Genomic DNA, 24,570 nt, shown 5'->3' with positions numbered 1-24,570 from the left:
TCCTCTTCAGATGATGGCGGCCGGCTGCGCATTGGCGGCCAGCAGGCGCTTGATTTCCGGAACGCAGGAGCCGCATTGCGTTCCACAGCCCAATTTCTGTTTCAACCCTTGCAGGTCCAGGCCCTGGCTGATGCCGGCGCAGACCGCGCTCTGGCTGACGTTCTTGCAGTTGCACAGGGTTTTATCCACAGCCTGCACCCCGACATTCCCCGGTGGTGCGCTCATTGGCGCCAACAGCCAGCGCCGCAGTTGTTCGTCTGCGCGGCCCTCCAGCCACAGGCCTTGCAGCCAATGCTGGGCGAGGGTTTCGCCAGCCAGGCGAATCGCAGTGATCCCGCCGTTTTCGATACGTACGCGCTTGCCGATGGCCCGACGCGGGTCGTCATAGGCGAGTACCGGGCCGTCGATCAGCGCCAGGCATTGGTCGATTTCCTTAAGCAATTGCGGGTCCGGCGCCACGGCGCTGGCCGCGCGTATCAGCAACGCCGGACGTTCACGTCCGACAAGGCTGAAACTTACGTAGGAAAATGCCTCGCAGAGCGGTCGTAGGGTCTCGAAATGCCGTTGAACATCACCCTCGATCAGTGCGAACAGTTGCCACGGCAAATCCACCCGTTCCAGGCGCACACCGCTGTGCTTGAGTTCCGGTTGTTTCGACAGCGGATCGAAAGCGGGCTGGGTGAGGTTATTCACGCCGCCCTTGAGAAAACGATCCCCCCAGTGCATCGGCAGAAAGGCCTGGCCCGGACGCACGCTGTCATCGCTGCCGACCGCGACGATCACCGCACCCCGGCGGCTTTTCAGATTGACCAGATCCCCCGGCTGCAAGCGATGCCGCCGCAATTCATCCGGGTGCAGGCTCAACACGGCTTCGCCAACATGGCCAAACAACTGCGCGGCAGTGCCGGTGCGGCTCATGCCGTGCCACTGATCGCGCAGGCGCCCGGTGATCAGGGTCAGCGGGAAGCGTGCATCCCGTTGCTCCTTGGCGGCGCGGTAAGGATCGGCGACAAATTGCGCGCGACCGCTGGGCGTAGGGAAAACCCCGTCGCCGTACAGACGCGCCGTGCCTTCGCTGGCCTCGGCGGGGAAGGGCCATTGCTGCGGGCCGATCCGGTCGATCAAGGCGTGGCTGATCCCGGACAGATCCAGATCACGTCCTCGGGTCAAAACCTTGTACTCGTCGAACAGTTGCGCCGGCTGCTCGAAGGCAAACAGGCTGGGGGCGCGGGGCCGCAGACGTTTCTCCAGGCGTTGTGCGAAATCCACCGTGATCGCCCAGTCCGGTCGCGCCTCGCCCGGTGCGGGAATGGCCCGGCGAACGTGGGAAATCCGCCGCTCGGAGTTGGTGACCGAACCTTCTTTCTCGCCCCAGCTCGCCGCCGGCAGCAGCAGGTCGGCGAACGCGGCGGTTTCGGTGGTGCGAAAGGCTTCCTGCAACACCACGAACGGGCAAGCTTCGAGTGCTGTGCGTACCGCGTTCTGGTCCGGCATCGATTGCGCCGGGTTGGTGCAGGCAATCCACAGCGCCTTGATCTTGCCGCTGCGCACCTGTTCAAACAGTTCGATGGCGCTCAGGCCGGGGTTTTCCGGCAGTTGCTCCACGCCCCAGTATGCGGCCACTTCGGCGCGGTGCTCGGGGTTGGCGGCTTCACGGTGGCCGGGCAGGAGGTTGGAGAGGCTGCCGGTTTCCCGCCCGCCCATGGCATTCGGCTGACCGGTCAGGGAGAAAGGTCCTGCGCCGGGCCGGCCGATTTGCCCGGTGGCCAGGTGCAGATTGATCAATGCGCTGTTCTTGGCGCTGCCGGCGGTGGACTGGTTGAGGCCCATGCACCACAGCGACAGGAAACTGGGGGAGGTGCCGATCCACTCTGCGCACTCCTGCAATTGCTCGAGGCTGATGCCGCACAGCTGCGAAACCATTTGCGGGGTGTAATCGCGCACCAGGTTTTTCAGTTCGGCGAGGCCTTCGGTGTGGGCCTTGATGAAGTCGCGGTCGATCCAGTCTTCCCACAGCAGCAGATGCAAAATCCCATGGAACAAGGCGACGTCGGTGCCCGGCAGGATTGCCAGATGCAGATCCGCCAGGTCGCAGGTGTCGGTGCGTCGTGGGTCGATGACGATGACTTTCATCTGTGGGCGGCGGGATTTGGCCTCTTCCAGCCGACGAAACAGCACCGGGTGGGCGTAGGCCATGTTACTGCCGACGATCATCACGCAATCGCTCAGTTCCAGATCTTCATAGCTGCACGGTGGCGAGTCGGCGCCGAGGCTGCGCTTGTAGCCGACCACCGCCGAGGACATGCACAGGCGGGAATTGCTGTCGATGTTGTTGGTGCCGACCAGCGCCCGCGCCAGTTTGTTGAAGGCGTAGTAGTCCTCGGTGAGCAACTGCCCCGAGATGTAGAACGCCACGCTGTCCGGGCCATGTTCGGCGATGGTTTCGGCGAACACATGGGCGGCATGTTCCAGAGCGCTGTCCCAGTCGGTGCGGCTGCGCGCGAGCGCCTTGCCCAGACGCAATTCCGGGTACAAGGCGCGCGCCGTCAGGTCGCCGGTCAAGTGCAGCGTCGAGCCTTTGCTGCACAGTTTGCCGAAGTTGGCCGGATGCGCCGGATCGCCGCTGACGCCAAGGATGCGCTCGCCGTCATGCTCGATCAGTACGCCGCAGCCGACCCCGCAGTAGCAGCAGGTCGAGGCGGTCGTCTGGCGGTTCATCAGACGGCGTCCCGCAGGGCCAGCAGCACCCGGCCATTTTCGACCTTGGCTGCGTGATGGTGGGCGCACCCCACATCCGGCGCCTGGGCTTCGCCGGATTGCAGGTCGATCTGCCAGTTGTGCAGCGGGCAGGCCACGCGTTTGCCGTAGATCAGCCCCTGTGACAGTGGGCCGCCCTTGTGCGGGCAGCGATCATCGAGAGCGAAAACCTCATCGTCGCTTGTACGAAAAATCGCGATGTCGCCTTTCGGCCCGGCAATGATCCGCGAACCGAGGGCGTTGATCTCTTCTAGGGCACAGATATCCAGCCAGTTCATGCCGGCACCTCCAGGTTTTTCACGGGGATCACGTCGAATTCTTTCTTCAGTTGCGGCTGTGCCAGGCGCTCTTTCCACGGGTCCTGCTCGAACGACAGGGAGAATTGCAGGCGTTCGTTCAACGCCTTGCGACGCACCGGATCTTCCAGCACGGCTTTCTTGATGTGTTCCATGCCGACCCGCTGCATGTAGTGCACGGTGCGTTCGAGATAGAAGGCTTCTTCGCGGTACAGCTGCAGGAAAGCGCCGTTGTATTCGCGTACTTCTTCGGCGGTCTTGAGCTTGACGAAGAACTCGGCGACTTCGGTCTTGATCCCGCCGTTGCCGCCGATGTACATCTCCCAGCCGGAGTCGACGCCGATGATGCCGACGTCCTTGATCCCCGCTTCCGAGCAGTTGCGCGGGCATCCGGAGACCGCCAGTTTCACTTTGTGCGGCGACCACATGTTGAACAGGTCGTGTTCGAGGTCGATACCCAGCTGTGTCGAGTTTTGCGTGCCGAAGCGGCAGAACTCGCTGCCGACGCAGGTTTTCACGGTGCGGATGGATTTGCCGTAGGCGTGGCCAGACGGCATGTCGAGATCCTTCCAGACCCCCGGCAGATCCTGCTTCTTGATCCCCAGCAGGTCGATACGCTGGCCGCCGGTGACCTTGACCATCGGCACCTGGTATTTGTCGGCGACGTCGGCGATCCGGCGCAGCTCGGACGGATTGGTCACGCCGCCCCACATCCGGGGCACGACGGAGTAGGTGCCGTCTTTCTGAATGTTGGCGTGGGCGCGTTCGTTGATCAGGCGCGATTGCGGATCGTCCTTGGCTTCGCCGGGCCAGGTGGAAATCAGGTAATAGTTGAGGGCCGGGCGGCAAGTCGCGCAGCCGTTCGGAGTGCGCCAGTTGAGGTAGCTGATGGTGCCGGCAATGGTCAGCAGATGCTGTTCGCGAATGGCCTGGCGAATCTGCCCGTGGTTGAGGTCGCTGCAACCGCAGATGGCTTTTTCGCTTTTCGGTTTGACGTCCGCCGCACCGCCGACGGTGTTGATCAGGATCTGTTCCACCAGGCCCGAGCACGAGCCGCAGGAGCTGGCGGCCTTGGTGTGTTTTTTCACTTCGTCGACGCTGAACAGGCCGTGCTCCTGAATCGCCTTGACGATGGTGCCCTTGCACACGCCGTTGCAGCCGCAGACTTCGGCGTTGTCGGCCATGCTCATGGCTTTGTCCTGGCCCTGATGTCCTACGTCGCCGAGGGCGTTTTCGCCGAACATCAGGTGATCGCGGATCTCGCTGATGGCGTGATTCTCACGGATCTGCCGGAAATACCAACCGCCATCCGCTGTATCGCCGTACAGACAGGCGCCGACCAGCACGTCATCCTTGATCACCAGTTTTTTATACACCCCGCCGATCGGGTCGGAGAGGGTGATGGTCTCGGTGCCTTCGCCACCCATGAAGTCGCCGGCGGAAAACAGATCGATACCGGTGACTTTCAGTTTGGTCGAGGTCACCGAGCCTTGATAACGAGCGAAACCCAGTTGGGCGAGGTGGTTGGCGCAGACCTTGGCCTGTTCGAACAATGGCGCGACCAGACCATAGGCGATGCCGCGATGGCTGGCGCACTCACCGATGGCATAGATGCGCGGGTCGTAGGTTTGCAGGGTGTCGTTGACCAGAATCCCGCGATTGCACGGGATACCGGCCTTTTCCGCGAGTTCGGTGTTGGGGCGGATGCCGGCGGCCATGACCACCAGATCGGCGGGGATGATGTCGCCGTTCTTGAATTGCACCGAGCCGACCCGGCCATTGCCGGCGTCGTGCAGGGCCTGGGTCTGTTCGCACAGGCGGAAGTGCAGGCCACGGGATTCGAGGGCGCTTTGCAGCAGTTGGCCGCTGGTCTTGTCCAGTTGCCGCTCCAGCAGCCATTCACCGAGGTGCACCACGGTGACGTGCATGCCGCGCAGCATCAGGCCGTTGGCGGCTTCGAGGCCGAGCAGGCCGCCGCCGATCACCACGGCGTGCTTGTGGGTCTTGGCGGTGTCGATCATCGCCTGGGTGTCGGCGATGTCGCGATAGCCGATCACGCCCTGCAAGGTGTTGCCGGGGATGGGCAGGATGAACGGGGTCGAGCCGGTGGCGATCAGCAGGCGATCGTATTCGGCCTCTGTGCCGTCCTCGGCGATCACCCGACGCTTGACTCGGTCGATCTGCACCACCTTGCGGTTGAGCAGCAGCTTGATGTTGTTTTCCAGATACCAGTCCAGGTCGTTGAGGACGATCTCTTCGAACGTCTGTTCACCGGCCAGCACCGGCGACAGCAGGATGCGGTTGTAGTTGGTATGCGGTTCGGCGCCGAAGACCGTGATGTCGTACAGCTCGTTACTCAGCTTGAGCAGTTCTTCCAGGGTCCGGACCCCGGCCATGCCATTGCCGATCATCACCAGTTTGAGTTTTTTCATCAGGTTCTCCGGGGAGCTTGCGGCTTGCCTCTTGTGGGCAGTCAGGCCTTGCTCGAGAAATTTTGCGCAAACAAAAAAAGGCGTCCCGCTAGTTGCCTAGCGAGGACGCCTTTGTCCTGGTCCCGTTCTCTCGGGAAGCCTGGCCTTCGTCGTTGAAGGTCGGGCTTTATGTATGTTGAGAGGGGTAATGCAGCGGTTGTGCCAACTGGGTGAAGTGCCCGGATTTATTGGGGTTTTGTGGGGTTGATGTTCAGGAGGGAGGGTTTCTTGCACCGAATCGAAGCGTGTTGCTCGTTCGTGGAGCGTCGGGCTGGTGGTTTTGTGGAGACTGGAAGGACGCCTTCGTGGGCAAGCCCGCTCCCACGAATTCGGCGTAATCCCTGTGGACTTGCCCGCGAAGGGCGCACCACGGGCTCAGCCATGGAACAACAGAAACAGCAGCACCAGATTCCCCAGCAATGCCGCCAGCGCCAAGCCCCGCCAGACTTTCAGCGGTTCACGTTCGAGCAGCGGACGTGGGCGCACGGTCAGGTTGCGCCGCTCACCTTGTTCCAGGGCCAGCAACCATTCTTCGGCGGTTTCATAACGCTGCCGGGGATCCGTCTCGACACCGCGTTCCAGACTTTGCGCCAGCCATTCCGGCAGATCCGGTCGGTAGCGACCGGCATTGACCGGGGTGCCGAAACGCGGGCGTTGAAAGGCTTCGATCTCGCCATGGGGAAAGTGCCCGGTCAGCAGAAAATACAGGCTCACACCTACGGCATACAGGTCCTGTTGCGTGCTGGGCAGGTCACCCCTGAACGCTTCCGGGGCAATGTAGCTCGGGGTTCCGGGCAGTTCGGAAGGCGCGTCCTCCGATAAACCGGGGCAGAACGCCAGACCGAAATCCAGCAGGCGCAATTCGCCGTCATCACCCAGGTGTAGGTTTTCCGGTTTGATGTCGCGATGCAGAATCTGCCGCCGATGCAGCAGGCCCACCGCACGCAGCAGACGCTCGGCCAGGTCGCGCCACTGCGCCAGTGGTAGCGGGCCGTTCTGCTCGAACAGTTGCGCGAGGGTCATCCCGGAATATTCGCGCATCACGTAGTACAAATGCTGACGCTGAGTGACGGCATGGACTTCAGGAAAGTGCCGACCGGCCACGCGCTTGAGAAACCATTCCTCCGCCAACAGGGCCTGGCCGGCCTCGGGCGCATCGGCGAGGCGCGTGGGCAGAGTCTTCAGCAGCCAGGCTTGACCCTGTGCGTCGAGCACCCGGTACAGCAGCGATTGCTGGCTCTGGCCGACGATGCCTTGCACCTGCCAGCCTTCGAAGGCTTGGCCCGCCTTCAAGGCAGGCGGCAGGGGCCATTGCTGCAAGTGGATCAAGGCATCGCCGATGTTCGCCTCGCCAACGCCGTCCACTCGCACCAGCAGGGCGCTGGCATTGTCCTGACTGCCGGCCAGATGCGCGGCGGCCACCAGGGTTTGCGCCGCGCTGTGCAGGTCAGGTTGATCACGCAGAATCGCCGCGATCGCAGTATCGCCCAGCGTCGCCCAGATGCCGTCGCTGAGCAGCACGAAACACTCGCCTTCGCGCAGTTCACCGTCGAGAAAATCCAGCACCAGATGCTGATCCAGACCCAGTGCCCGTTTGAGCACATGCTGCATGCCCGGCTGCTCCCAGACGTGGTCTTCGGTGAGCCGCTGCAAGCCGTCGGCGTGCCAGCGATAGACCCGGCAATCGCCGACATGGGCGAGGGTGAAGCGCCGCCCGCGCAGAACCAGCGCGCTGACCGTGGTCAGCAGCGGCTGGCCGCCACCGTTGGCCTGCAGCCAACGGTTCTGCGCGAGCAGCAAGCGATCCAGCGCTTGGGCCACGCTCCAGGTTTGCGGTGTGGCGTAGTAGTCCAGCGCCAGTGCCTGCAAGGTCGAACGCGCGGCCAGACCGCCATCGGCGCACTGGCTGACCCCGTCGGCAATGGCGAACAGAAAACCCTTGCTCGCCGCCAGATCCGGTGCCGGGGTCACCAGGCGCAGGGCGTCCTGGTTCTCCGCGCGCGGACCGGTGGCGCTGGCTTCGGCAAAACTCAGTTGCAGAGCCATTGATGCCTCAGACCCGTGCAGCGGTCACGGCCGCCGAACCCCAGGTGGTTCTCCAGCGACGCTTGACCCCGTGCAAGCCGAACCACGCCAGCACGCCCAGGCTGGCGAACAACCACAGCGCCAGTTGATAGCTGCCGGTGCTCTGTTTGATTGCGCCCATGCCCGCTGCGAGGGCAAAACCGCCGATGCCGCCGGCCATGCCGATCAACCCGGTCATCACCCCGATCTCGCGGCGAAAACGCTGCGGCACCAGTTGGAACACCGCGCCATTGCCGGCACCCAGACCGAGCATGGTGCAGACGAACAGTGCCAGTGCCGCGTAGGAATTCGGCAAGTTGAAACCGACCACCGCAATGCAGGTCGCGGCCACGGTGTACATCGCCAGCAACGTGCGGATGCCGCCGAAACGGTCGGCCAGCGCACCGCCCAGCGGGCGCATCAGACTGCCGCCGAACACGCAGGCAGCGGTGTAGTAACCGGCGGTCACCGGACTCAGGCCGTATTGGTCGTTGAAGTAACCGGGCAGGGCGCTCGCCAGGCCGATGAAGCCGCCGAAGGTGACGCTGTAGAAAAACATGAACCACCAGCTGTCGCGGTCGCCGAGGGCCTTGAAGTAGTCGGCCATGGCTTTGGCTTTCGGTCGTTCCGGTGCGTTCTTCGCCAGCCAGGCAAACAGCACCAGGGTCAGGATCAGCGGGATCAGGGCGAAGCCGAACACGTTGCTCCAGCCGAACGAGGCGGCCAGCACCGGAGCGATCAATGCGGCGAATACCGTGCCCGAGTTGCCCGCGCCGGCAATGCCCATGGCCTTGCCTTGATGCTCGGGTGGATACCATTGCGAGGCCAGCGGCAGGGCCACGGCGAACGAAGCGCCGGCCATGCCCAGGAACAGCCCCAGCAGCAAGGCTTGTTCATAGCTGTGGATACCGAGTTTCCAGGCACCGAACAACGCACAGATGACGATCACCTGGCCGATCAGCCCGGCGGTTTTCGGTGACAGCCGATCCGCCAGCATGCCCATGGCGAAGCGCAGCACGGCGCCGGCCAGAATCGGCGTGGCGACCACGAGGCCGCGCTGCTGGGTGGTCAGGTGCAGGTCGGCGGCGATCTGCACCGCCAGTGGGCCGAGCAGATACCAGACCATGAAGCTCAGGTCGAAATACAGGAAGGCCGCGAACAGGGTCGGGGTATGGCCGGATTTCCAGAAGCTTGAATTCATCGCGCACCTCAGCTGTGAGTAGCTCGAGACGAAGGTCTCTCGAGAAGGAGTCATGCCAGCAGGTGGAGCGCCATACGGCTGCACCACCGGCCCCAGGCTGTGGGGCCAAAACGCAAAAAACGCCGCTACCTGGATCGCCGGTTGGGGGCGAGGCAAGTGAGCGACGTCTTTGTCGTAGGTGGGGCAACCGCCGTTGGTTACCTGTGCCGATTGCTTAGCGAGATCTGTGCCAAGTCAAAATCAAAAGCCCCTCACCATGGCCCTCTCCCTTTGGGAAAGGGCCATGGTGAGGGGCTTTTCAAGCGGCCAGAGCTTTCAGCCCAGCAACTCGCTCATGGCAATGATCTGCTCTGCCACTTGAATCAGCTTCTGCTGGCGGCTCATGGCCTGGCGACGCATCAGGGTGTAGGCCTCCTCCTCGTTGCAGTCCTTCATCTTCATCAGCAACCCCTTGGCCAGTTCGATGCGCTTGCGCTCGGCCAGTTGCTGGTCGCGGGCCTGTAACTGGGCGCGCAACGCCTGGTCGCTCTCGAAGCGCGCCATGGCAACGTCGAGAATCGGCTGCAAGCGTTGTGCGTGAATGCCTTCGACGATGTAGGCACTGACCCCGGACTTGATCGCCTGCCGCATCACGTCGGGGTCGTGCTCGTCGGTGAACATCACGATCGGCCGTGGCTGGTCGCGGCTGACCAGCACCACTTGCTCCATCACATCGCGGCCCGGTGACTCGGTATCGATCAGGATCACGTCCGGACGCACCGTTTCGACGCGCGCGGGCAGGTCGATGGTCAGGCCGGACTCGTCGATCACCTCGAAACCGGCTTCGATCAGCGCGGCTTTCAGGCGTCCGACTTTTTTCGCGGTGTCATTGATCAGCAGAATGCGCAACATGTTCGCGGTCTCCTGTCAGCGGCGAGCGAGAAGGGCAGAGCTGTCGCTCAGGGCGTGCAGCTTGAAACTGCGGGCGTAGCCGGCCGGGTCGCTGCCGTCCCAGACCTTGCCGTCGAGCAACTGGCTGCTGCGCATTTCCTTGCCCCGGGCCGCCACGCCGACGGCGGTGGCGGCTTCGCGATACAACTCCAGTTGTTGCACCTGCCGGGCGACGCCGAGGTAATCCGGGTCGTCGCGCAGCAAGCCCCAGCGGCGGAACTGGGTCATGAACCACATGCCGTCGGACAGGTACGGCAGGTTGACCTCACCGTCACCGTGGAAACGCAGGGCGTGGGGATCCTGCCAGCGGTTGCCGAGGCCGTCGTCGTAGGCACCGAGAAAGCGCGGTTCGACGCAAGCCACCGGAGCATCGAGGTATTCCGCCGCGCTGAGCAGTTGCGCGGTGCTGCGACGGTTCTCCGGACTTTGCTCGATGAAACGGCTGGCTTCGAGGATCGCCATCACCAGTGCCCGGGCGGTGTTGGGGTATTGCTCGACGAACGCCTGGGTGCAGCCGAGGACTTTTTCCGGGTGATCGGGCCAGATGGTCTGGCTGGTCGCCAGGGTGAAACCGAGGTTCTGCTGCACCGCGCTGGCGGCCCAGGGCTCGCCGACACACAGACCGTCGATCCGTCCGGCCTGCAAGTGCGCGACCATTTGTGGTGGCGGCACCACCACGCTGTCGACATCCTGCAACGGATGGATGCCCTGGCTCGCCAGCCAGTAATACAGCCACATCGCGTGGGTGCCGGTGGGGAAGGTCTGGGCGAAGGTCAGTTTTGCGCGGGTTTGGTGCACATGCCGATCCAGCGCTTCAGGACTGGTCACGCCCAGGCCTTGCAGGCCGTGGGACAGGTTGAGGCTCTGGCCGTTCTGGTTCAGCCCCATCAACACCGCCATGTCGGTGGGCGCCACGCCGCCGATGCCCAGATGCACCGCGTAGATCAAGCCGTAGAGGCTGTGGGCGGCATCGAGTTCGCCGCTGACCAGTTTGTCCCGCAGGTTGGCCCAGGACGTCTGGCGCTTGAGGTTCAGGGTCAGCCCGTAAGGCTGGGCAAAGCCCTGGGTGGCGGCGACCACCACCGAGGCGCAATCGCTCAGGGCCATGAAGCCGAGATCGATCACGGTTTTTTCCGGGGCATCGCTGCCGTTGACCCAGGCCAGTGGCCCGACGGAGGGTTCATTCATGGGATGCACCTTGAAGCCGTCTTCAAAAAAAACGTCGTCCCCGGCCTGGTCGAGGCCAAACCGGGTGACGACGCCATTGTCCTGCCCGCATGCCGCCATTGGCGTGCGGGCTGATGACAAGCCAGGTGCAAGGCATATGCCAGCGCTGCCGATTTGCCAATGCGCCTCGCGCGCCGGGGTGATGCCCGGCTATAATCGCCGCCTCTTTTCGCCGCCCGAGTCCTAGCCGCCCATGTACACCCTGGCCCGTCAGCTGTTGTTCAAACTTTCCCCGGAAACCTCCCACGATCTGTCGCTGGATCTGATCGGCGCGGGCGGACGTTTGGGCCTCAACGGCTTGTTGTGCAAGGCTGCGGCGAAAGTGCCGGTCAACGTCATGGGCCTGGATTTCCCGAACCCGGTGGGTCTGGCGGCCGGTCTGGACAAGAACGGCGCGGCCATCGACGGCTTCGCCCAGCTGGGTTTCGGTTTTGTCGAAATCGGCACCGTGACCCCGCGTCCGCAGCCGGGCAACCCGAAACCACGGATCTTCCGCCTGCCGGAAGCCGAGGCGATCATCAACCGTATGGGCTTCAACAACCTGGGTGTGGATAACCTGCTGGCGCGGGTTGCGGCGGCCAAATACAAGGGCGTGCTGGGGATCAACATCGGCAAGAACTTCGACACCCCGGTCGAGCGCGCGGTGGACGACTACCTGATCTGCCTGGACAAGGTCTATGCCCAGGCCAGCTACGTCACGGTCAACGTCAGCTCGCCGAACACCCCGGGCCTGCGCAGCCTGCAGTTCGGCGATTCGCTCAAGCAATTGCTGGCGGACCTGGCCACGCGCCGCGCCGAACTGGCCCTGCGTCATGGCAAGCATGTGCCGCTGGCGATCAAGATCGCACCGGACATGAGCGACGAAGAAACCGCGCAGGTCGCGCAGGCGCTGATCGAAACCGGGATGGACGCGGTGATCGCCACCAACACCACCCTGAGCCGGGTCGGCGTCGAAGGCATGGAGCATGGCGACGAGGCGGGCGGTCTGTCCGGGGCGCCTGTGCGGGACAAGAGTACCCACACGGTCAAGGTGCTGGCCGCCGAGCTGGGTGGACGTTTGCCGATCATTGCGGCGGGCGGCATCACCGAGGGCAAGCACGCCGCCGAGAAGATCACGGCGGGTGCGAGCCTGGTGCAGATCTACTCCGGTTTCATCTACAAAGGTCCGGCGCTGATTCGCGAATCGGTGGATGCGATCGCCGCATTGCGCTGATCCGCCTGCGGGCTGTGGTGATGCAGGGCGGCAGGCATAAAAAAGGGCTCCTCGAAGGAGCCCCTGGGCCGTAGCCCGCCGTCCGGGAAGGACGTGCGTGGTTAATTCATTGCAGATTCAGATTGTCGTGTTGCAATAAGTGCCCTGTGTGTCAGCCGACGGCGTGAAGTTCGTTGAGTCTGTGGATTCCCGCAGTGCCGGTCATACCGTCCCAGTTGTCGCCGCGTCCTTCTCGCCAGCCGTTGATCCAGGCTTGACGTACCGACGGTAGAGTAAATGGGCAAAGCTCACGGGATTTGCCACCAACGCCATATTGATATCCGCGCAAAAATGCTCTTTCCAACGGATCACGCTTAAGTCTTCTCATAGGGTGTTTCCCTCACTTGTTGACTGTTTTTGTCGCGATGACCTCAACCGAGGTCTGGCAGAAAAACTCTGCCGTTGGCGGCCCGCTGCCGGCGTGGCGAGCCAAGGTGTTGACGCCGTTGCGACGTCAACCTGTGTTCAGTTCTAACCAATGAGTCACATCGTGGGAATGACCGTTTTGTCATAAGGACGTAACGAAAAGGATGCTATGGCGATAAGTAACCGCGTATTTATCCAATGTTTATTGGGCAAACCCCGGTATGATCGGCCCCGCGCGGAATGATGGGGTTAATCCTTTAGTGAGAATGACCCACGATTGCGGTCAGGTACTATCTGACGAAGGGTTGCCCTGAATCATTTTGTTGCATCAACTTTTTTATCTGTCCCGGCATCTAAGCTCTTTTAACCCGAGCAGCGGGGATGGAATGGCACACCTTCGTGCCACGCGGGCGCTCTTGTAGAAAAGCGCCTGATTGAAAACCGGATCGGCAATGCGTTGCCGGTTCACTAGCCAAAGGCTCTGGAAAACCATGTCCGATCGTTTCGAACTCTTCCTCACTTGCCCCAAAGGCCTTGAAGGCCTGCTCATCGAGGAAGCCGTCGGGCTTGGCCTTGAAGAGGCCCGCGAGCACACTTCCGCCGTGCGTGGCATGGCGACCATGGAAACTGCTTATCGTCTGTGCCTCTGGTCGCGTCTGGCCAACCGCGTGTTGCTGGTGATCAAGCGCTTCTCGATGAAAAACGCCGAGGATCTGTACCACGGCGTACTCGACGTCGACTGGCAGGATCACATGCTCGCCGACGGCACCCTGGCCGTCGAGTTCAGCGGCCACGGCTCGGGCATCGACAACACCCACTTCGGTGCCTTGAAGGTAAAAGACGCCATCGTCGATAAACTGCGCACCCCTCAGGGCGACCGTCCGTCCATCGACAAGCTCAACCCGGACCTGCGCATTCATCTGCGTCTGGATCGCGGCGAAGCGATCCTCTCCCTCGACCTCTCCGGGCACAGCCTGCACCAGCGCGGTTATCGCTTGCAGCAGGGCGCCGCGCCGCTGAAGGAAAACCTTGCGGCGGCGATTCTGATCCGTTCCGGCTGGCCGCGCATTGCTGCCGAAGGCGGCGCGCTGGCCGACCCGATGTGCGGTGTCGGTACGTTCCTGGTCGAGGCGGGCATGATTGCCACCGACATGGCGCCGAACCTGCGCCGCGAGCAATGGGGCTTCACTGCCTGGCTGGGCCACGTGCCGGCGCTGTGGAAAAAGCTCCATGAGGAAGCCGTCGAGCGCGCCGCCGCCGGTCTGGCCAGGCCGCCGCTGTGGATTCGCGGTTACGAAGCCGACCCGCGACTGATTCAGCCGGGCCGCAACAACGTCGAACGCGCGGGTTTGAGCGAGTGGATCAAGATCTATCAGGGCGAAGTCGCGACCTTCGAGCCGCGTCCGGACCAGAACCAGAAAGGCCTGGTGATCTGCAACCCGCCGTACGGCGAGCGTCTGGGCGACGAAGCCAGCCTGCTGTATCTCTACCAGAACCTCGGTGAACGCCTGCGTCAGGCTTGCCTGAACTGGGAAGCGGCGGTGTTCACCGGCGCGCCGGACCTGGGCAAGCGCATGGGCATTCGCAGCCACAAACAGTATTCGTTCTGGAACGGCGCGCTGCCGTGCAAGCTGCTGTTGATCAAAGTGCTGCCGGATCAGTTCGTCACCGGCGAGCGTCGTACCCCGGAGCAGCGTCAGGCCGAGCGCGAGCAAGCCGCTTACGATCAGATGCCGAACGAGCCGCAGGAGCGCAAGTTCAACAAGAACGGCAACCCGATCAAACCAACGCCAGCCCCGGCGCCCGTGATCGAGCAGCCGCGCTTGAGCGAAGGCGGACAGATGTTCGCCAACCGCCTGCAGAAAAATCTCAAGGCCATGAGTAAGTGGGTCAAGCGCGAAGGCATTGATTGCTACCGGGTCTACGATGCCGACATGCCGGAATACGCCATGGCCATCGACCTGTACAACGACTGGGTCCACGTTCAGGAATACGCCGCGCCGAAGTCCGTCGATCCGGAAAAGGCCTCGATCCGCATGTTCGATGCCCTGGCGGCGATTCCCCAGGCGCTGAACATCGACAAGAGCCGCGTGGTGGTCAAGCGCCGCGAGCGGCAGAGCGGCACCAAGCAGTACGAGCGCCAGAGCGCCCAGGGCAAGTTCAACGAGGTCAGCGAAGGCGGTATCAAGCTGCTGGTGAACCTCACCGACTACCTCGATACCGGGCTGTTCCTCGACCACCGGCCGATGCGCATGCGGATTCAGAAGGAGGCTGCCGGCAAGCGTTTCCTCAACCTGTTCTGCTACACCGCGACCGCCAGTGTCCACGCGGCCAAGGGCGGCGCGCGCAGCACCACCAGCGTCGACCTGTCGAAAACCTACCTCGACTGGGCGCGGCGCAACCTGTCGCTCAACGGTTTTTCCGACAAGAACCGCCTGGAGCAGGGTGATGTGATGGCGTGGCTGGAGAACAGCCGTGAAGAGTACGACCTGATCTTCATCGACCCACCGACCTTCTCCAACTCCAAGCGCATGGAAGGCGTGTTCGATGTGCAGCGCGATCAGGTACAGTTGATCGACCTGGCCATGGCGCGTCTGGCCAGCGGCGGCGTGTTGTACTTCTCCAACAACTTCCGCAAGTTCCAGCTCGAAGAAAACCTGGCCGAGCGTTACGCGGTGGAGGAAATCACCGCGTCGACCATCGACCCGGACTTCGCCCGTAACGGCAAGATCCACCGCGCCTGGAAAATCACGGCTCGTTGACACTCTGCAAAATTGGATCCACAGGGCTTTGATTTTTAACGGCTCCGTGGATCCAGTGGCGCTAGCCAAATTAGTGGCTAATAGCTATAACTCACACACGGCCAATGGGGTTTTCCCGCAAATGCTGGCGTAGTGAGTTGCCCTTATGTCGTTGCACCCCGTGCGCCCAAAGATCCTGGGTTTTATCAGCGAAGAAGTTTCGGCCTGGCTGGTCGCGCTGCTGGTTTTGCTCGCCGGCGGGATTCTCACGGGGCTGCTGGCCTGGACCACCCTCAACCAATTCCATAGCCAGTTGCGCCAGCGCTTTCAGCTGTTGGCCAACGAGCGCTACAGCCGCATCGAAGAACGTTTTCAGGATCAGGAGCAGCGCCTCGATGGCCTGCGCCGGTTCTTCGCCAACTCTGAATCGGTGTCCCGCGCCGAATTCGACGGCTACACCCGACCCCTTTTGCTGCGTACCCAGGCGTATTCGTTCGCCCTGCGGGTGAGTGGCGCCGAGCGTGCCGGGTTCGAACAGCGGATGCGCGAAGAAGGCTTGCTCACCTTCAGCGTGCGTGAGCTCAACCCGCGCGGCGAACTGCAACTGGCGGCGGCCCGCGACGAATACGTCGTGGTGATCTACAGCCAGACCCAGAGCCGTCTCGGTTCACCGTTGGGGTACGACTTGCTGGCACAGCCGCTGCGTCGCTCGACCCTGGAACGCGCCGACCACCTCGCGGGCCTGGCGGTGTCGCAACCGATGCATCTGGTCAGTATCGAGCCGGCCTACGCGCGCGGTGTGCTGCTGGTGGCTCCGGTGATTCGCGAGGGCGCGGCGAAGTCGTTCGGCTACGTGATGGCGGTGATCAGCATGCGCCAGTTGCTGGCCGACGGTCTGCCGGATGCGCTGCACGACTATCTGTCGGTGCGCATTCTCGATCTGTCGACCAACGATCAGCATGAGGTGCTGTACGAGTCTTCCAACGCGCCGGCGCCGAGCGATCTGTCGGCGACGCAACTGGTGCGCATGGCTGACCACGATTATCAGGTCGATATCCAGCCAAGCGATGCCTTCATGCAGGCCAACCATTCGTCGGTTGGCAGCGTGGTGATTCTGGGCGCGCTGCTCAGCCTGCTGCTGGCCGCGCTGCTGTACGTGCTGGTCAGTCAGCGTCAGCGCGCGTTGCGCATGGTCGAATTGCGCACTCAGGAATTGCACGAGCGCGAACAGGAGCTGCGCGGCACCCACGGCCAGTTGCGCGGTGTGCTCAACGCCGCGACCCAGGTGGCGATCATCGCCACCGATCTGCGCGGCGTGATCAACACGTTCAACCCCGGCGCCGAACAGATGCTCGGTTATCGCAGCAGCGAAGTGGTCGGCCACATGACCCTGGAGAACCTGCATTTCCCCCGAGAGCTGATCAGCCGCGCGTCGGAGTTGAGCGCCCGTTACGGCAAAACCATTCCGACCTGCCAGGCGATGTTGGTCGAGGGCGGCGAGGTCGGTGGCCATCAGGCGCGGGAATGGACCCTGGTGCGCAAGGACGGCAGTCATCTGCCGGTGAACATGCTGGCGACCCCGGTACTCGACGAGCAAGGGCTGTGGGTCGGGCACCTGGCGATCTGCATCGACATCACCGAACGCAAGCGCGTCCACGAAGCGCTGGCGGCGCGGGACGTGCTGCTGAAGAAACTCAGCGCACACGTTCCTGGCGGCATCTATCAGTTCAAGATGGAGTTCGACGGGCGTTTCAGCGTGATCTACGCCAGCGATGGCATCCGTGAGATCTACGAACTGGACCCGGATGTGCTGCTGCTCAACGCCGAAGCGATCTTCACCCGCATCCATCCCCAGGACACGACACGCGTGCGCTCCTCGATCCGCGCCTCGGCGGAAAGCCTCAGCCCCTGGCGCGAAGAGTACCGCGTGCAGTTGCCCGAACGCGGCCTGCGCTGGGTTCGCGGCGAGGCGACGCCGGAGGAGTTGCCGGGCGGTGGCGTGCTGTGGCACGGCTATATCTCGGACATCTCCGATCTGAAGCGGGTGGAAGAAGAGTTGCGCGCGCTGTCGGTGACCGACGCCCTGACCGGTATCCACAACCGCCGCTACTTCCAGGAACGCCTGACCACCGAAATGGCCCGGGTCGAGCGCGGTGGCGGCGAACTGTCGGTGATCATGCTCGACATTGACCACTTCAAGCGCATCAACGATCAGTTCGGCCATGCCGTGGGCGATCGGGTGTTGCAGGCCGTGTGCGAGCGCATCGGGCATCGCCTGCGGCGTACCGACGTGTTCTGCCGTCTGGGCGGCGAAGAGTTCATGGTGCTGTGCCCGGACATCGACGGAGATCACGCCTACATGCTGGCGATCGAGTTGTGGCAGAGTCTGCGCAGTGCGCCTATCGATGTGGTGGGTGTGGTGACGGCGAGCTTCGGCATCGCCAGTTGGCGGCCGGGGGAGGGCGCGGATGCGTTGTTGCTGCGGGCCGACTCAGGGGTCTACGCGGCGAAGCAAGGCGGGCGGGATCGGGTCGAGGGGCAGGTGGTCTAGGCCCTGATGCCTTGTGCAAGCCGCTGTTCTGGCCATGCCATTCGTGGGCAGGCCCACTCCCACATCAGCAGTGGGAGCAGGGCTGCGGTGTGATTTACAGAGCCGAGGCGGTCTGCGGCAGCTTCGGCTGGCGGTACAGATCGAGCAGCACCTGATCCAGCACCGACGACGCGCCGAACGGTGCCTTGTCGTTGAGAATCGCCACGACCGCCCAGGTGTTGCCGTTGACGTCGCGGCTGAAGCCGGCGATTGCCCGCACGGTGTTCAGGGTTCCGGTCTTGACGTGGGCTTCACCGCGCATCGCGGTGGTCTTCAGGCGTTTGCGCATGGTGCCGTCGGTGCCGGCGATCGGCAGTGAGCTGATGTACTCGGCCGCGTACGGGCTGTGCCACGCGGCTTGCAGCATGCTCGCCATCTCACGCGCGCTGACGCGTTCTGCACGGGACAGGCCGGAACCGTTCTCCATCACCAGATGCGGCGCGGTGATGCCTTTCTTCGCCAGCCACTGACGTACTACGCGTTGCGCAGCCTTGGCGTCGTCACCGTCGGCGTCGTTGCGGAACTTCTGCCCCAGGCTCAGGAACAGTTGCTGCGCCATGGTGTTGTTACTGTATTTGTTAATGTCGCGGATGATTTCCGCCAGATCCGGCGAGAACGCGCGAGCCAGCACCTTGGCGTTGCTCGGCGTCGGCGCCAGACGATCCTTGCCCTGGATGCTGCCGCCCAGTTCTTTCCAGATCGCCCGCACGGCACCGGCGGTGTAAGTGGCGTGGTCGAGCAGCGACAGATAGGTCTGCGAGCTGCAGCCATCGCCCAACTGGCCGGCGACGGTCACGTTCACGCTGCCATCGGCCATCGGCACCGGGTTGTAGCGCACGCCACCGGTGCATTGCTTGGAGTTGAGCGCTTTTACGGTGTTTTCGATGTGGATGCTGGCAATCGGCGGTTCCACCGAAATCAGCACACGGCCACCGTCATTGCGGGCGACGAAGCGCAGTGCCTTGAGGTTGACCAGCAGCGAGTCCGGCTTGACCAGGAACGGCTTGTTCTCGTCATTGCCGTCATCGTTGAATTCCGGCAGTTGCGGCTGGACGAAGAAATTGCGATCGAGCACCAGATCACCGGTGACCTGGGTCACGCCGTTGGCGCGCAGGTCGCGCATCAGCAGCCAGAGTTTTTCCATGTTCAGCTTCGGATCGCCGCCACCCTTGAGGTAGAGGTTGCCGTTGAGAATGCCGCCGCTCAGGTCGCCGTCGGTGTAGAACTCGGTTTTCCACTGGTGGTTGGGACCGAGCATTTCCAGGGCGGCGTAGGTGGTGACCAGTTTCATGGTCGAGGCCGGGTTGACCGAGACGTCCGCGTTGAACACGGTCGGCGTGCCCGGGCCTTCCAGCGGCACCATCACCAGAGACAGGGCGCTTGGTTGCAGCTTGCTGGCCTTGAGGGCTTTTTCGACGTTGGGAGTCAGGGCGGTGTTGATGGTGGCAGCGGAGACGGGCAGGGCCAGGGGCAGAAGAAGGCCGGCGAGAAACAGAGGACGCAACGATTTGATCATATGAAATAAAACCCTGCAGAAGAGGGGGAAAAAGACGAGGGCATGGATGAAAAGGCCCCCAGTGGTCATGAAAGTGTCGGCATTATGCCCCAAGGTGTTACCGCTTGTGCCGTGCCGGACATGAGCAATTTGTTATTTTTTTACCGGCGGTTGGCCACAAGCCCCACAGAGTCGGGCAATCGGCGGCTTAAACTGCTAAAGTGCCGGCCGTTATTACTTAAGAGGATTGTTCCAATGGCGACTAACCGTTCCCAGCGTCTGCGCAAAAAACTGTGCGTTGATGAATTTCAAGAGCTGGGTTTCGAACTGAACCTGGGCTTCAAAGAAGATCTGTCCGAAGAAGCCATTGACGCTTTCCTCGAAGCATTCATCAAAGAAGCCATGGAAGCCAACGGTCTGGGTTACGTCGGCGGCGACGACTTCGGTCTGGTATGCCTGCAGAAGCGTGGCTCGGTCAACGAAGAGCAACGCGCTGCCGTTGAAGCCTGGCTCAAAGGCCGCACCGAGCTGACCAACGTCGAAATCAGCCCGCTGCTGGACGTGTGGTATCCGGAAAAGCCGATCAACAAGGCTTGATTGCAGAAAAAACGGCGACCCTCGGGTCGCCGTTTTTTTATGCCTGCCTGTAGGGCTGCTCGGGATTTCTCAAGCCTTGCGCCAATTCAGAATCAACAGCGTCAGCACCCCCGCAACAATCCCCCAGAACGCCGAGCCGATGGAAAACAGCGTCAGCCCCGACGCGGTGACCATGAAGGTGATCAGCGCCGCTTCCCGTTCCTTCACCTCGGTCATGGCAATGCTCAAGCCATTGATGATCGAGCCGAACAGCGCCAGTGCGGCAATCGACAGCACCAGTTCCTTGGGCAGAGCGGCAAACAACGCCGCCAATGTGGCGCCAAAGACCCCGGCGATGCCGTAGAAAATCCCGCACCACACCGCAGCGGTGTAGCGCTTGTTGCGATCTTCATGGGCGTGCGGCCCGGTGCAGATCGCCGCGCTGATCGCCGCGAGGTTGATCCCGTGGGAGCCGAACGGCGCCAGCAGCAGCGAGGCGATGCCGGTGGTAGTGATCAGTGGCGAAGCCGGAACGTTGTAGCCATCGGCACGCAGGACGGCGATGCCCGGCATGTTCTGCGACGTCATCGCCACCACGAACAGCGGAATGCCGATGCTGATGGTCGCGGCGAGGGAGAAGTGCGGGGTGGTCCAGACCGGCGTCGCCACTTCCAGGTGGAAAGCGCTGAAATCCAGCAGGCCCATGAGGCCCGACAGCGCGGTGCCGATCAGCAGCGCGGCGAGCACCGCGTAACGCGGCGACAGGCGTTTGACCAACAGGTACGTGAAGAACATCCCCAGCACCAGCCCGGTACGGTGTTGCGCGGCGACGAAGATTTCGCTGCCGATCTTGAACAGGATGCCCGCCAGCAACGCCGCTGCGAGGGACGCCGGGATCTTCTTCACCAGCCGCTCGAAGCTGCCGGTCAGGCCGCAGATAGTCACCAGCACCGCGCAGGTGATGTAGGCGCCAATCGCCTCGCCATAACTGACGCCACCCAGGCTGGTGATCAACAGCGCCGCACCGGGGGTCGACCAGGCAATGGTGATCGGCGTGCGATAACGCAGCGACAGGCCGATGGAGCACACCGCCATGCCGATGGAAATCGCCCAGATCCACGAGGAAATCTGCCCGCTGGTCAGGCCCGCCGCTTGCCCGGCCTGGAACATCAGCACCAGCGAACTGGTGTAGCCGGTCATCATCGCAATGAAACCGGCGACGATGGCCGAGGGCGAGGTGTCGGCCAGGGGGCGCAGTTGGGTGTGGGTGGCGTCGGTCATGACCGCGGTGTTCCTTATAACAATGAAAAGATGTGCAACAACACAAACCCCTTGTGGGAGCGGATTTTGCGAACAAGCCTAAACTCAAACGTAACGGATCGTTGCGATACAGCCGAAGTCACAAACAGCCATACAGTCGTGTTGCCACCATCCATTGTGTACAATCGCGCTGTTTTTTACGCGATACTTGCCAGCGACCCACTGTGCCGTATTACAGTCACCGTCAATTCGCCGCAGTTCTCCCGACTCGAGTGCCCATGAACGAACAGTTGCAACCCCTCAAGAAACAACCGCGAGCAGGCAAAGCCGGCCGCAGCGGAACCCAGGACGATATCGTCTATGCGCACATCTTCGAGGCCATCCTCGAACAGCGCCTGGCGCCCGGCACCAAGTTGAGCGAAGAAGCGCTGGGGGAAATCTTCGGGGTCAGCCGCACCATCATTCGCCGCGCGCTGTCGCGTCTGGCCCATGAAGGCGTGGTGCTGTTGCGGCCGAACCGTGGCGCGGTGGTTGCCAGCCCGAGCGTCGAGGAGGCGCGTCAGGTGTTCCTCGCTCGCCGTCTGGTGGAGCGTGCGATCACTGAACTCGCGGTGCAGCACGCCACCGCCGAGCAGATCGCCGAATTGCGGCAGATGGTCAACGACGAGCGCGACAGCTTCTCCCGTGGTGATCGCGGTGCCGGCATCCGTCTGTCGGGCGAATTCCACCTGAAACTGGCCGAAGCGGCGAAAAACGCGCCGTTGATCAGCTTCCAGCGCAGCCTGGTCTCGCAGACCTCGCTGATCATTGCCCAATATGAAAGCGGCAACCGTTCTCACTGTTCCTACGACGAGCACACCCAGTTGATTGACGCCATCGAGGCGCGCAACGGCGAGCTGGCGGTGGATCTGATGATGCATCACATGGACCACATCGACAGCAAGCTCAACCTCGACGAGGAAAGCGCTTCGGACGATCTGCACGCAGTGTTCTCGCACTTGTTGCAGACCAAGAAACCGGGACGCCCGGTAGCCAAGCTCTGAGCCCTGGTGGGCTTGCCCACCAATGCGATCCGACAGGCAACAAAAATCCCCCGGACTGAAGAGTACCGGGGGATTTTTTATGCCTCGGAAAAACTCAGCGCTGATGCACCAGCGCACCCGCCGCATAGGTCTGCGCCACGGTCCGGTCATCGCCCAGGGTCATCAGCACGAACAGCGTCTCGGCAATGTTGTTGGCCTGTTTCAGACGGTAGCCCAGCAGCGGCGTGGCGTTGTAGTCCAGCACCAGGAAGTCGGCATCGCTGCCCGGTTGCAGGTTGCCGATCCTGTCTTCCAGACGCAGGGCCCGCGCGCCGCCGAGCGTGGCGAGGTACAGCGACTTGAACGGACTCAACCGCGCGCCCTGCAACTGCATCACCTTGTAGGCTTCGTTCAGGGTTTGCAGCAGCGAGAAACTGGTGCCGCCACCGACGTCGGTGCCCAGGCCGACGTTCAGTTTGTGCTTCTCGGCCATCGGCAGGTTGAACAGGCCGCTGCCGAGGAAGAAGTTCGAAGTCGGGCAGAACGAAATCGCTGAACCGGTCTCGGCCAGACGCGCACATTCGTCGTCGCACAGGTGTACGCCGTGGGCGAACACCGAGCGCTCGCCGAGCAGTTGGTAGTGGTCGTAGACGTCCAGATAGCCCTTGCGCTCCGGGAACAGCTCCTTGACCCACTCGATTTCCTTGAGGTTCTCGCTGATGTGGGTCTGCATGTACAGATCCGGGTACTCGGTGAGCAACTGGCCGGCGAGCGTCAACTGTTCCGGGGTGCTGGTCGGGGCGAAGCGCGGGGTGACCGCATAGTGCAGGCGGCCCTTGCCGTGCCAGCGTTCGATCAGCGCCTTGCTGTCGAGGTAGCCGGATTCGGCGGTGTCGGTCAGATAGTCCGGCGCGTTGCGGTCCATCATCACCTTGCCGGCGATCATCCGCAGGTCGAGTTTTTCGGCGGCCTCGAAGAACGAGTTCACCGATTGCGGATGCACGCTGCCGAACACCAGCGCGGTGGTGGTGCCGTTGCGCAGCAGCTCCTTGATGAAAATATCGGCCACTTCGTCGGCGTGGGCCTTGTCACCGAACTGGCTTTCGCACGGGAAGGTGTAGGTGTTGAGCCAGTCCAGCAATTGCTCGCCGTAGGCGCCGACCATGCCGGTCTGCGGCAGGTGGATGTGGGTGTCGATGAAGCCCGGTGTGATCAGCGCATCCTGGTAATGGTTGATCTCGATGTCCGCCGGCAGGGTCGGCAGCAGTTCACTGGCGTGGCCGAGGGCGCTGATCTTGCCGTCATCGACCACCAGCAGGCCGTCCTCGAAATATTCGTAGGAGGCGTCGATGCCGACCTCGGCGGGGTCGGCAATGCTGTGCAGGATGGCGGCGCGGTAGGCTTTGCGAGTCAGAGGCATGGTTGTTCTCTATCTGTGAGGCTAATCAGTTTGACGCTTTCAGGCTGACGGCCTGATTGCGCCGGGAAACGGGCAGCAGCTTGGCAATCGGTTCGGCGCTGGCGGTGTGCTGGCCGAAATTGGCGTTATAGGTGGCAATGATTTCGCCGGCGATGGAGATGGCGATTTCCACCGGCAACTTGCCTTTGACTTCGCCGATGCCCATCGGGCAGCGCATGCGTTGCACGACGGCGGGGTCGAAGCCCCGGTCACGCAAACGGTGTTCGAACTTGGCGCGTTTGGTCTTCGAACCAATCAGGCCAAACCAGGTGAAGTCGTTGCGCTTGAGGATCGCGGCAGTCAGTTCCAGATCCAGCTGATGGTTGTGGGTCATGACGATGCAGTAGCTGCCGGCGGGCAGGTCGTCGATTTCATCCACAGGCTCTTCGGCGACGATCTTGCGTACGCCGTGGGGAATCTGCTCGGGGAATTCTTCTTCCCGCGAGTCGATCCAGCGCACCCGGCAGGGCAGGCTGGCGAGCAGGGGGACGAGGGCGCGACCGACATGGCCGGCGCCGAACACGGCGATCTGTGCCTGCACCTGACCCATCGGTTCGAACAGCAACACCGTGGCGCCGCCGCAGCACTGGCCCAGACTGGCGCCGAGGCTGAAGCGCTCCAGATGGGTGTCCTGCCGGCCGCTGGCGAGCATTTCGCGGGCGATCTGCATGGCCTTGTATTCCAGGTGCCCGCCACCGATGGTGTCGAACGTCTGGCGGGCGCTGACGACCATCTTCGAGCCGGCATTGCGCGGCGTCGAGCCGAGCTCTTCGATGATCGTCACCAGAACGCAGGGTTCGCCCTGATTCTGCAGGTCGGCGAGGGCGTCGATCCAGTTGTACATGTTCACCTCGACATCGTTG

17 protein-coding genes are annotated in these 24,570 nt (G+C 62.6%); 5 read left to right on the top strand and 12 right to left on the bottom strand.

Annotated elements, in window-relative coordinates; genetic code table 11:
- Positions 1 to 6: 6 nt before the first annotated feature.
- From N8H74_RS24670 to N8H74_RS24640, 7 genes are all read right to left on the bottom strand, one after another.
- Entirely contained in the window at positions 7 to 2,718 is a 2,712-nt protein-coding gene (locus N8H74_RS24670; protein WP_262151012.1) for a nitrate reductase, read from the bottom strand.
- Complete coding sequence (nirD, locus tag N8H74_RS24665; RefSeq protein WP_262151011.1) at positions 2,718 to 3,035, bottom strand: nitrite reductase small subunit NirD; 318 nt, start codon at positions 3,033 to 3,035, stop codon at positions 2,718 to 2,720. Before nirD ends, N8H74_RS24670 begins: the two co-directional genes overlap by 1 nt.
- Positions 3,032 to 5,485, bottom strand: a complete 2,454-nt coding sequence (gene nirB / locus N8H74_RS24660; RefSeq protein ID WP_217834009.1) for a nitrite reductase large subunit NirB — start codon at positions 5,483 to 5,485, stop codon at positions 3,032 to 3,034. The genes nirD and nirB overlap by 4 nt, the downstream gene beginning before the upstream one ends.
- Positions 5,486 to 5,899: 414 nt before the next feature.
- Positions 5,900 to 7,570 (bottom strand): bifunctional protein-serine/threonine kinase/phosphatase, encoded by a 1,671-nt coding sequence (locus tag N8H74_RS24655; protein ID WP_262151009.1) that lies wholly within the window; start codon positions 7,568 to 7,570, stop codon positions 5,900 to 5,902.
- Positions 7,571 to 7,577: 7 nt separating this feature from the next.
- On the bottom strand, positions 7,578 to 8,789 hold the full coding sequence (locus N8H74_RS24650) for a nitrate/nitrite transporter (RefSeq protein WP_262151007.1): 1,212 nt from the start codon (positions 8,787 to 8,789) through the stop codon (positions 7,578 to 7,580).
- A gap of 315 nt (positions 8,790 to 9,104) precedes the next feature.
- Positions 9,105 to 9,680: an ANTAR domain-containing protein gene (locus N8H74_RS24645; RefSeq protein WP_217834012.1), complete on the bottom strand. Its 576-nt coding sequence runs from the start codon at positions 9,678 to 9,680 to the stop codon at positions 9,105 to 9,107.
- A 15-nt stretch (positions 9,681 to 9,695) separates the two neighbouring features.
- Positions 9,696 to 10,907 carry a CmpA/NrtA family ABC transporter substrate-binding protein gene (locus tag N8H74_RS24640; RefSeq protein WP_262151005.1) on the bottom strand — a complete coding sequence of 404 codons (1,212 nt, stop codon included), beginning with the start codon at positions 10,905 to 10,907 and terminating at the stop codon, positions 9,696 to 9,698.
- Positions 10,908 to 11,139: 232 nt separating this feature from the next.
- Here N8H74_RS24640 and N8H74_RS24635 point away from each other — a divergent pair, with 232 nt between their 5' ends.
- Positions 11,140 to 12,159 (top strand): quinone-dependent dihydroorotate dehydrogenase, encoded by a 1,020-nt coding sequence (locus N8H74_RS24635; protein ID WP_217834014.1) that lies wholly within the window; start codon positions 11,140 to 11,142, stop codon positions 12,157 to 12,159.
- Positions 12,160 to 12,310: 151 nt separating this feature from the next.
- Here N8H74_RS24635 and N8H74_RS24630 read toward each other — a convergent pair whose 3' ends face one another.
- A complete protein-coding gene (locus N8H74_RS24630) occupies positions 12,311 to 12,526 on the bottom strand; it encodes a ribosome modulation factor (RefSeq protein ID WP_003223300.1) in 216 nt (71 codons plus the stop codon).
- A 529-nt stretch (positions 12,527 to 13,055) separates the two neighbouring features.
- On the opposite strand from N8H74_RS24630, the gene rlmKL reads away from it, so the two are divergent.
- Complete coding sequence (gene rlmKL / locus N8H74_RS24625) at positions 13,056 to 15,326, top strand: bifunctional 23S rRNA (guanine(2069)-N(7))-methyltransferase RlmK/23S rRNA (guanine(2445)-N(2))-methyltransferase RlmL (protein ID WP_262151003.1); 2,271 nt, start codon at positions 13,056 to 13,058, stop codon at positions 15,324 to 15,326.
- Positions 15,327 to 15,471: 145 nt separating this feature from the next.
- Positions 15,472 to 17,856 carry a diguanylate cyclase gene (locus tag N8H74_RS24620; protein WP_217834016.1) on the top strand — a complete coding sequence of 795 codons (2,385 nt, stop codon included), beginning with the start codon at positions 15,472 to 15,474 and terminating at the stop codon, positions 17,854 to 17,856.
- 94 nt (positions 17,857 to 17,950) lie between these two features.
- Here N8H74_RS24620 and dacB read toward each other — a convergent pair whose 3' ends face one another.
- A complete protein-coding gene (gene dacB / locus N8H74_RS24615; protein ID WP_217834017.1) occupies positions 17,951 to 19,411 on the bottom strand; it encodes a D-alanyl-D-alanine carboxypeptidase/D-alanyl-D-alanine-endopeptidase in 1,461 nt (486 codons plus the stop codon).
- Between the two features lie 234 nt (positions 19,412 to 19,645).
- On the opposite strand from dacB, the gene N8H74_RS24610 reads away from it, so the two are divergent.
- A complete protein-coding gene (locus N8H74_RS24610; protein WP_217834018.1) occupies positions 19,646 to 19,987 on the top strand; it encodes a YggL family protein in 342 nt (113 codons plus the stop codon).
- A 69-nt stretch (positions 19,988 to 20,056) separates the two neighbouring features.
- Here the strand turns inward: N8H74_RS24610 and N8H74_RS24605 are convergent, their stop codons facing one another.
- Positions 20,057 to 21,247: a benzoate/H(+) symporter BenE family transporter gene (locus tag N8H74_RS24605; protein WP_262151000.1), complete on the bottom strand. Its 1,191-nt coding sequence runs from the start codon at positions 21,245 to 21,247 to the stop codon at positions 20,057 to 20,059.
- Between the two features lie 257 nt (positions 21,248 to 21,504).
- Here N8H74_RS24605 and N8H74_RS24600 point away from each other — a divergent pair, with 257 nt between their 5' ends.
- Positions 21,505 to 22,269, top strand: a complete 765-nt coding sequence (locus tag N8H74_RS24600) for a GntR family transcriptional regulator (RefSeq protein ID WP_217834020.1) — start codon at positions 21,505 to 21,507, stop codon at positions 22,267 to 22,269.
- A 94-nt stretch (positions 22,270 to 22,363) separates the two neighbouring features.
- On the opposite strand, the gene guaD is transcribed toward N8H74_RS24600, so the two are convergent.
- Together guaD and xdhC are read right to left on the bottom strand one after the other, a co-directional pair.
- Positions 22,364 to 23,668 (bottom strand): guanine deaminase, encoded by a 1,305-nt coding sequence (gene guaD / locus N8H74_RS24595; protein WP_217834021.1) that lies wholly within the window; start codon positions 23,666 to 23,668, stop codon positions 22,364 to 22,366.
- Between the two features lie 25 nt (positions 23,669 to 23,693).
- On the bottom strand, positions 23,694 to 24,551 hold the full coding sequence (gene xdhC, locus N8H74_RS24590) for a xanthine dehydrogenase accessory protein XdhC (protein WP_262150995.1): 858 nt from the start codon (positions 24,549 to 24,551) through the stop codon (positions 23,694 to 23,696).
- Between the last annotated feature and the right edge of the window lie 19 nt (positions 24,552 to 24,570).

Source organism: Pseudomonas sp. B2M1-30 (genome assembly GCF_025447575.1).
Taxonomy (GTDB): domain Bacteria; phylum Pseudomonadota; class Gammaproteobacteria; order Pseudomonadales; family Pseudomonadaceae; genus Aquipseudomonas; species Aquipseudomonas botevensis.
Note: the sequence above shows the minus strand (reverse complement) of the source record. Positions and strands in the feature narration are given on the sequence as shown.

Coding starts and splice junctions, on each gene's coding strand:
- N8H74_RS24670 (WP_262151012.1), bottom strand. CDS start 2,718: ATGAACCGCCAGACGACCGCCTCGACCTGCTGCTACTGCGGGGTCGGC.
- nirD (WP_262151011.1), bottom strand. CDS start 3,035: ATGAACTGGCTGGATATCTGTGCCCTAGAAGAGATCAACGCCCTCGGT.
- nirB (WP_217834009.1), bottom strand. CDS start 5,485: ATGAAAAAACTCAAACTGGTGATGATCGGCAATGGCATGGCCGGGGTC.
- N8H74_RS24655 (WP_262151009.1), bottom strand. CDS start 7,570: ATGGCTCTGCAACTGAGTTTTGCCGAAGCCAGCGCCACCGGTCCGCGC.
- N8H74_RS24650 (WP_262151007.1), bottom strand. CDS start 8,789: ATGAATTCAAGCTTCTGGAAATCCGGCCATACCCCGACCCTGTTCGCG.
- N8H74_RS24645 (WP_217834012.1), bottom strand. CDS start 9,680: ATGTTGCGCATTCTGCTGATCAATGACACCGCGAAAAAAGTCGGACGC.
- N8H74_RS24640 (WP_262151005.1), bottom strand. CDS start 10,907: ATGAATGAACCCTCCGTCGGGCCACTGGCCTGGGTCAACGGCAGCGAT.
- N8H74_RS24635 (WP_217834014.1), top strand. CDS start 11,140: ATGTACACCCTGGCCCGTCAGCTGTTGTTCAAACTTTCCCCGGAAACC.
- N8H74_RS24630 (WP_003223300.1), bottom strand. CDS start 12,526: ATGAGAAGACTTAAGCGTGATCCGTTGGAAAGAGCATTTTTGCGCGGA.
- rlmKL (WP_262151003.1), top strand. CDS start 13,056: ATGTCCGATCGTTTCGAACTCTTCCTCACTTGCCCCAAAGGCCTTGAA.
- N8H74_RS24620 (WP_217834016.1), top strand. CDS start 15,472: ATGTCGTTGCACCCCGTGCGCCCAAAGATCCTGGGTTTTATCAGCGAA.
- dacB (WP_217834017.1), bottom strand. CDS start 19,411: ATGATCAAATCGTTGCGTCCTCTGTTTCTCGCCGGCCTTCTTCTGCCC.
- N8H74_RS24610 (WP_217834018.1), top strand. CDS start 19,646: ATGGCGACTAACCGTTCCCAGCGTCTGCGCAAAAAACTGTGCGTTGAT.
- N8H74_RS24605 (WP_262151000.1), bottom strand. CDS start 21,247: ATGACCGACGCCACCCACACCCAACTGCGCCCCCTGGCCGACACCTCG.
- N8H74_RS24600 (WP_217834020.1), top strand. CDS start 21,505: ATGAACGAACAGTTGCAACCCCTCAAGAAACAACCGCGAGCAGGCAAA.
- guaD (WP_217834021.1), bottom strand. CDS start 23,668: ATGCCTCTGACTCGCAAAGCCTACCGCGCCGCCATCCTGCACAGCATT.
- xdhC (WP_262150995.1), bottom strand. CDS start 24,551: ATGTACAACTGGATCGACGCCCTCGCCGACCTGCAGAATCAGGGCGAA.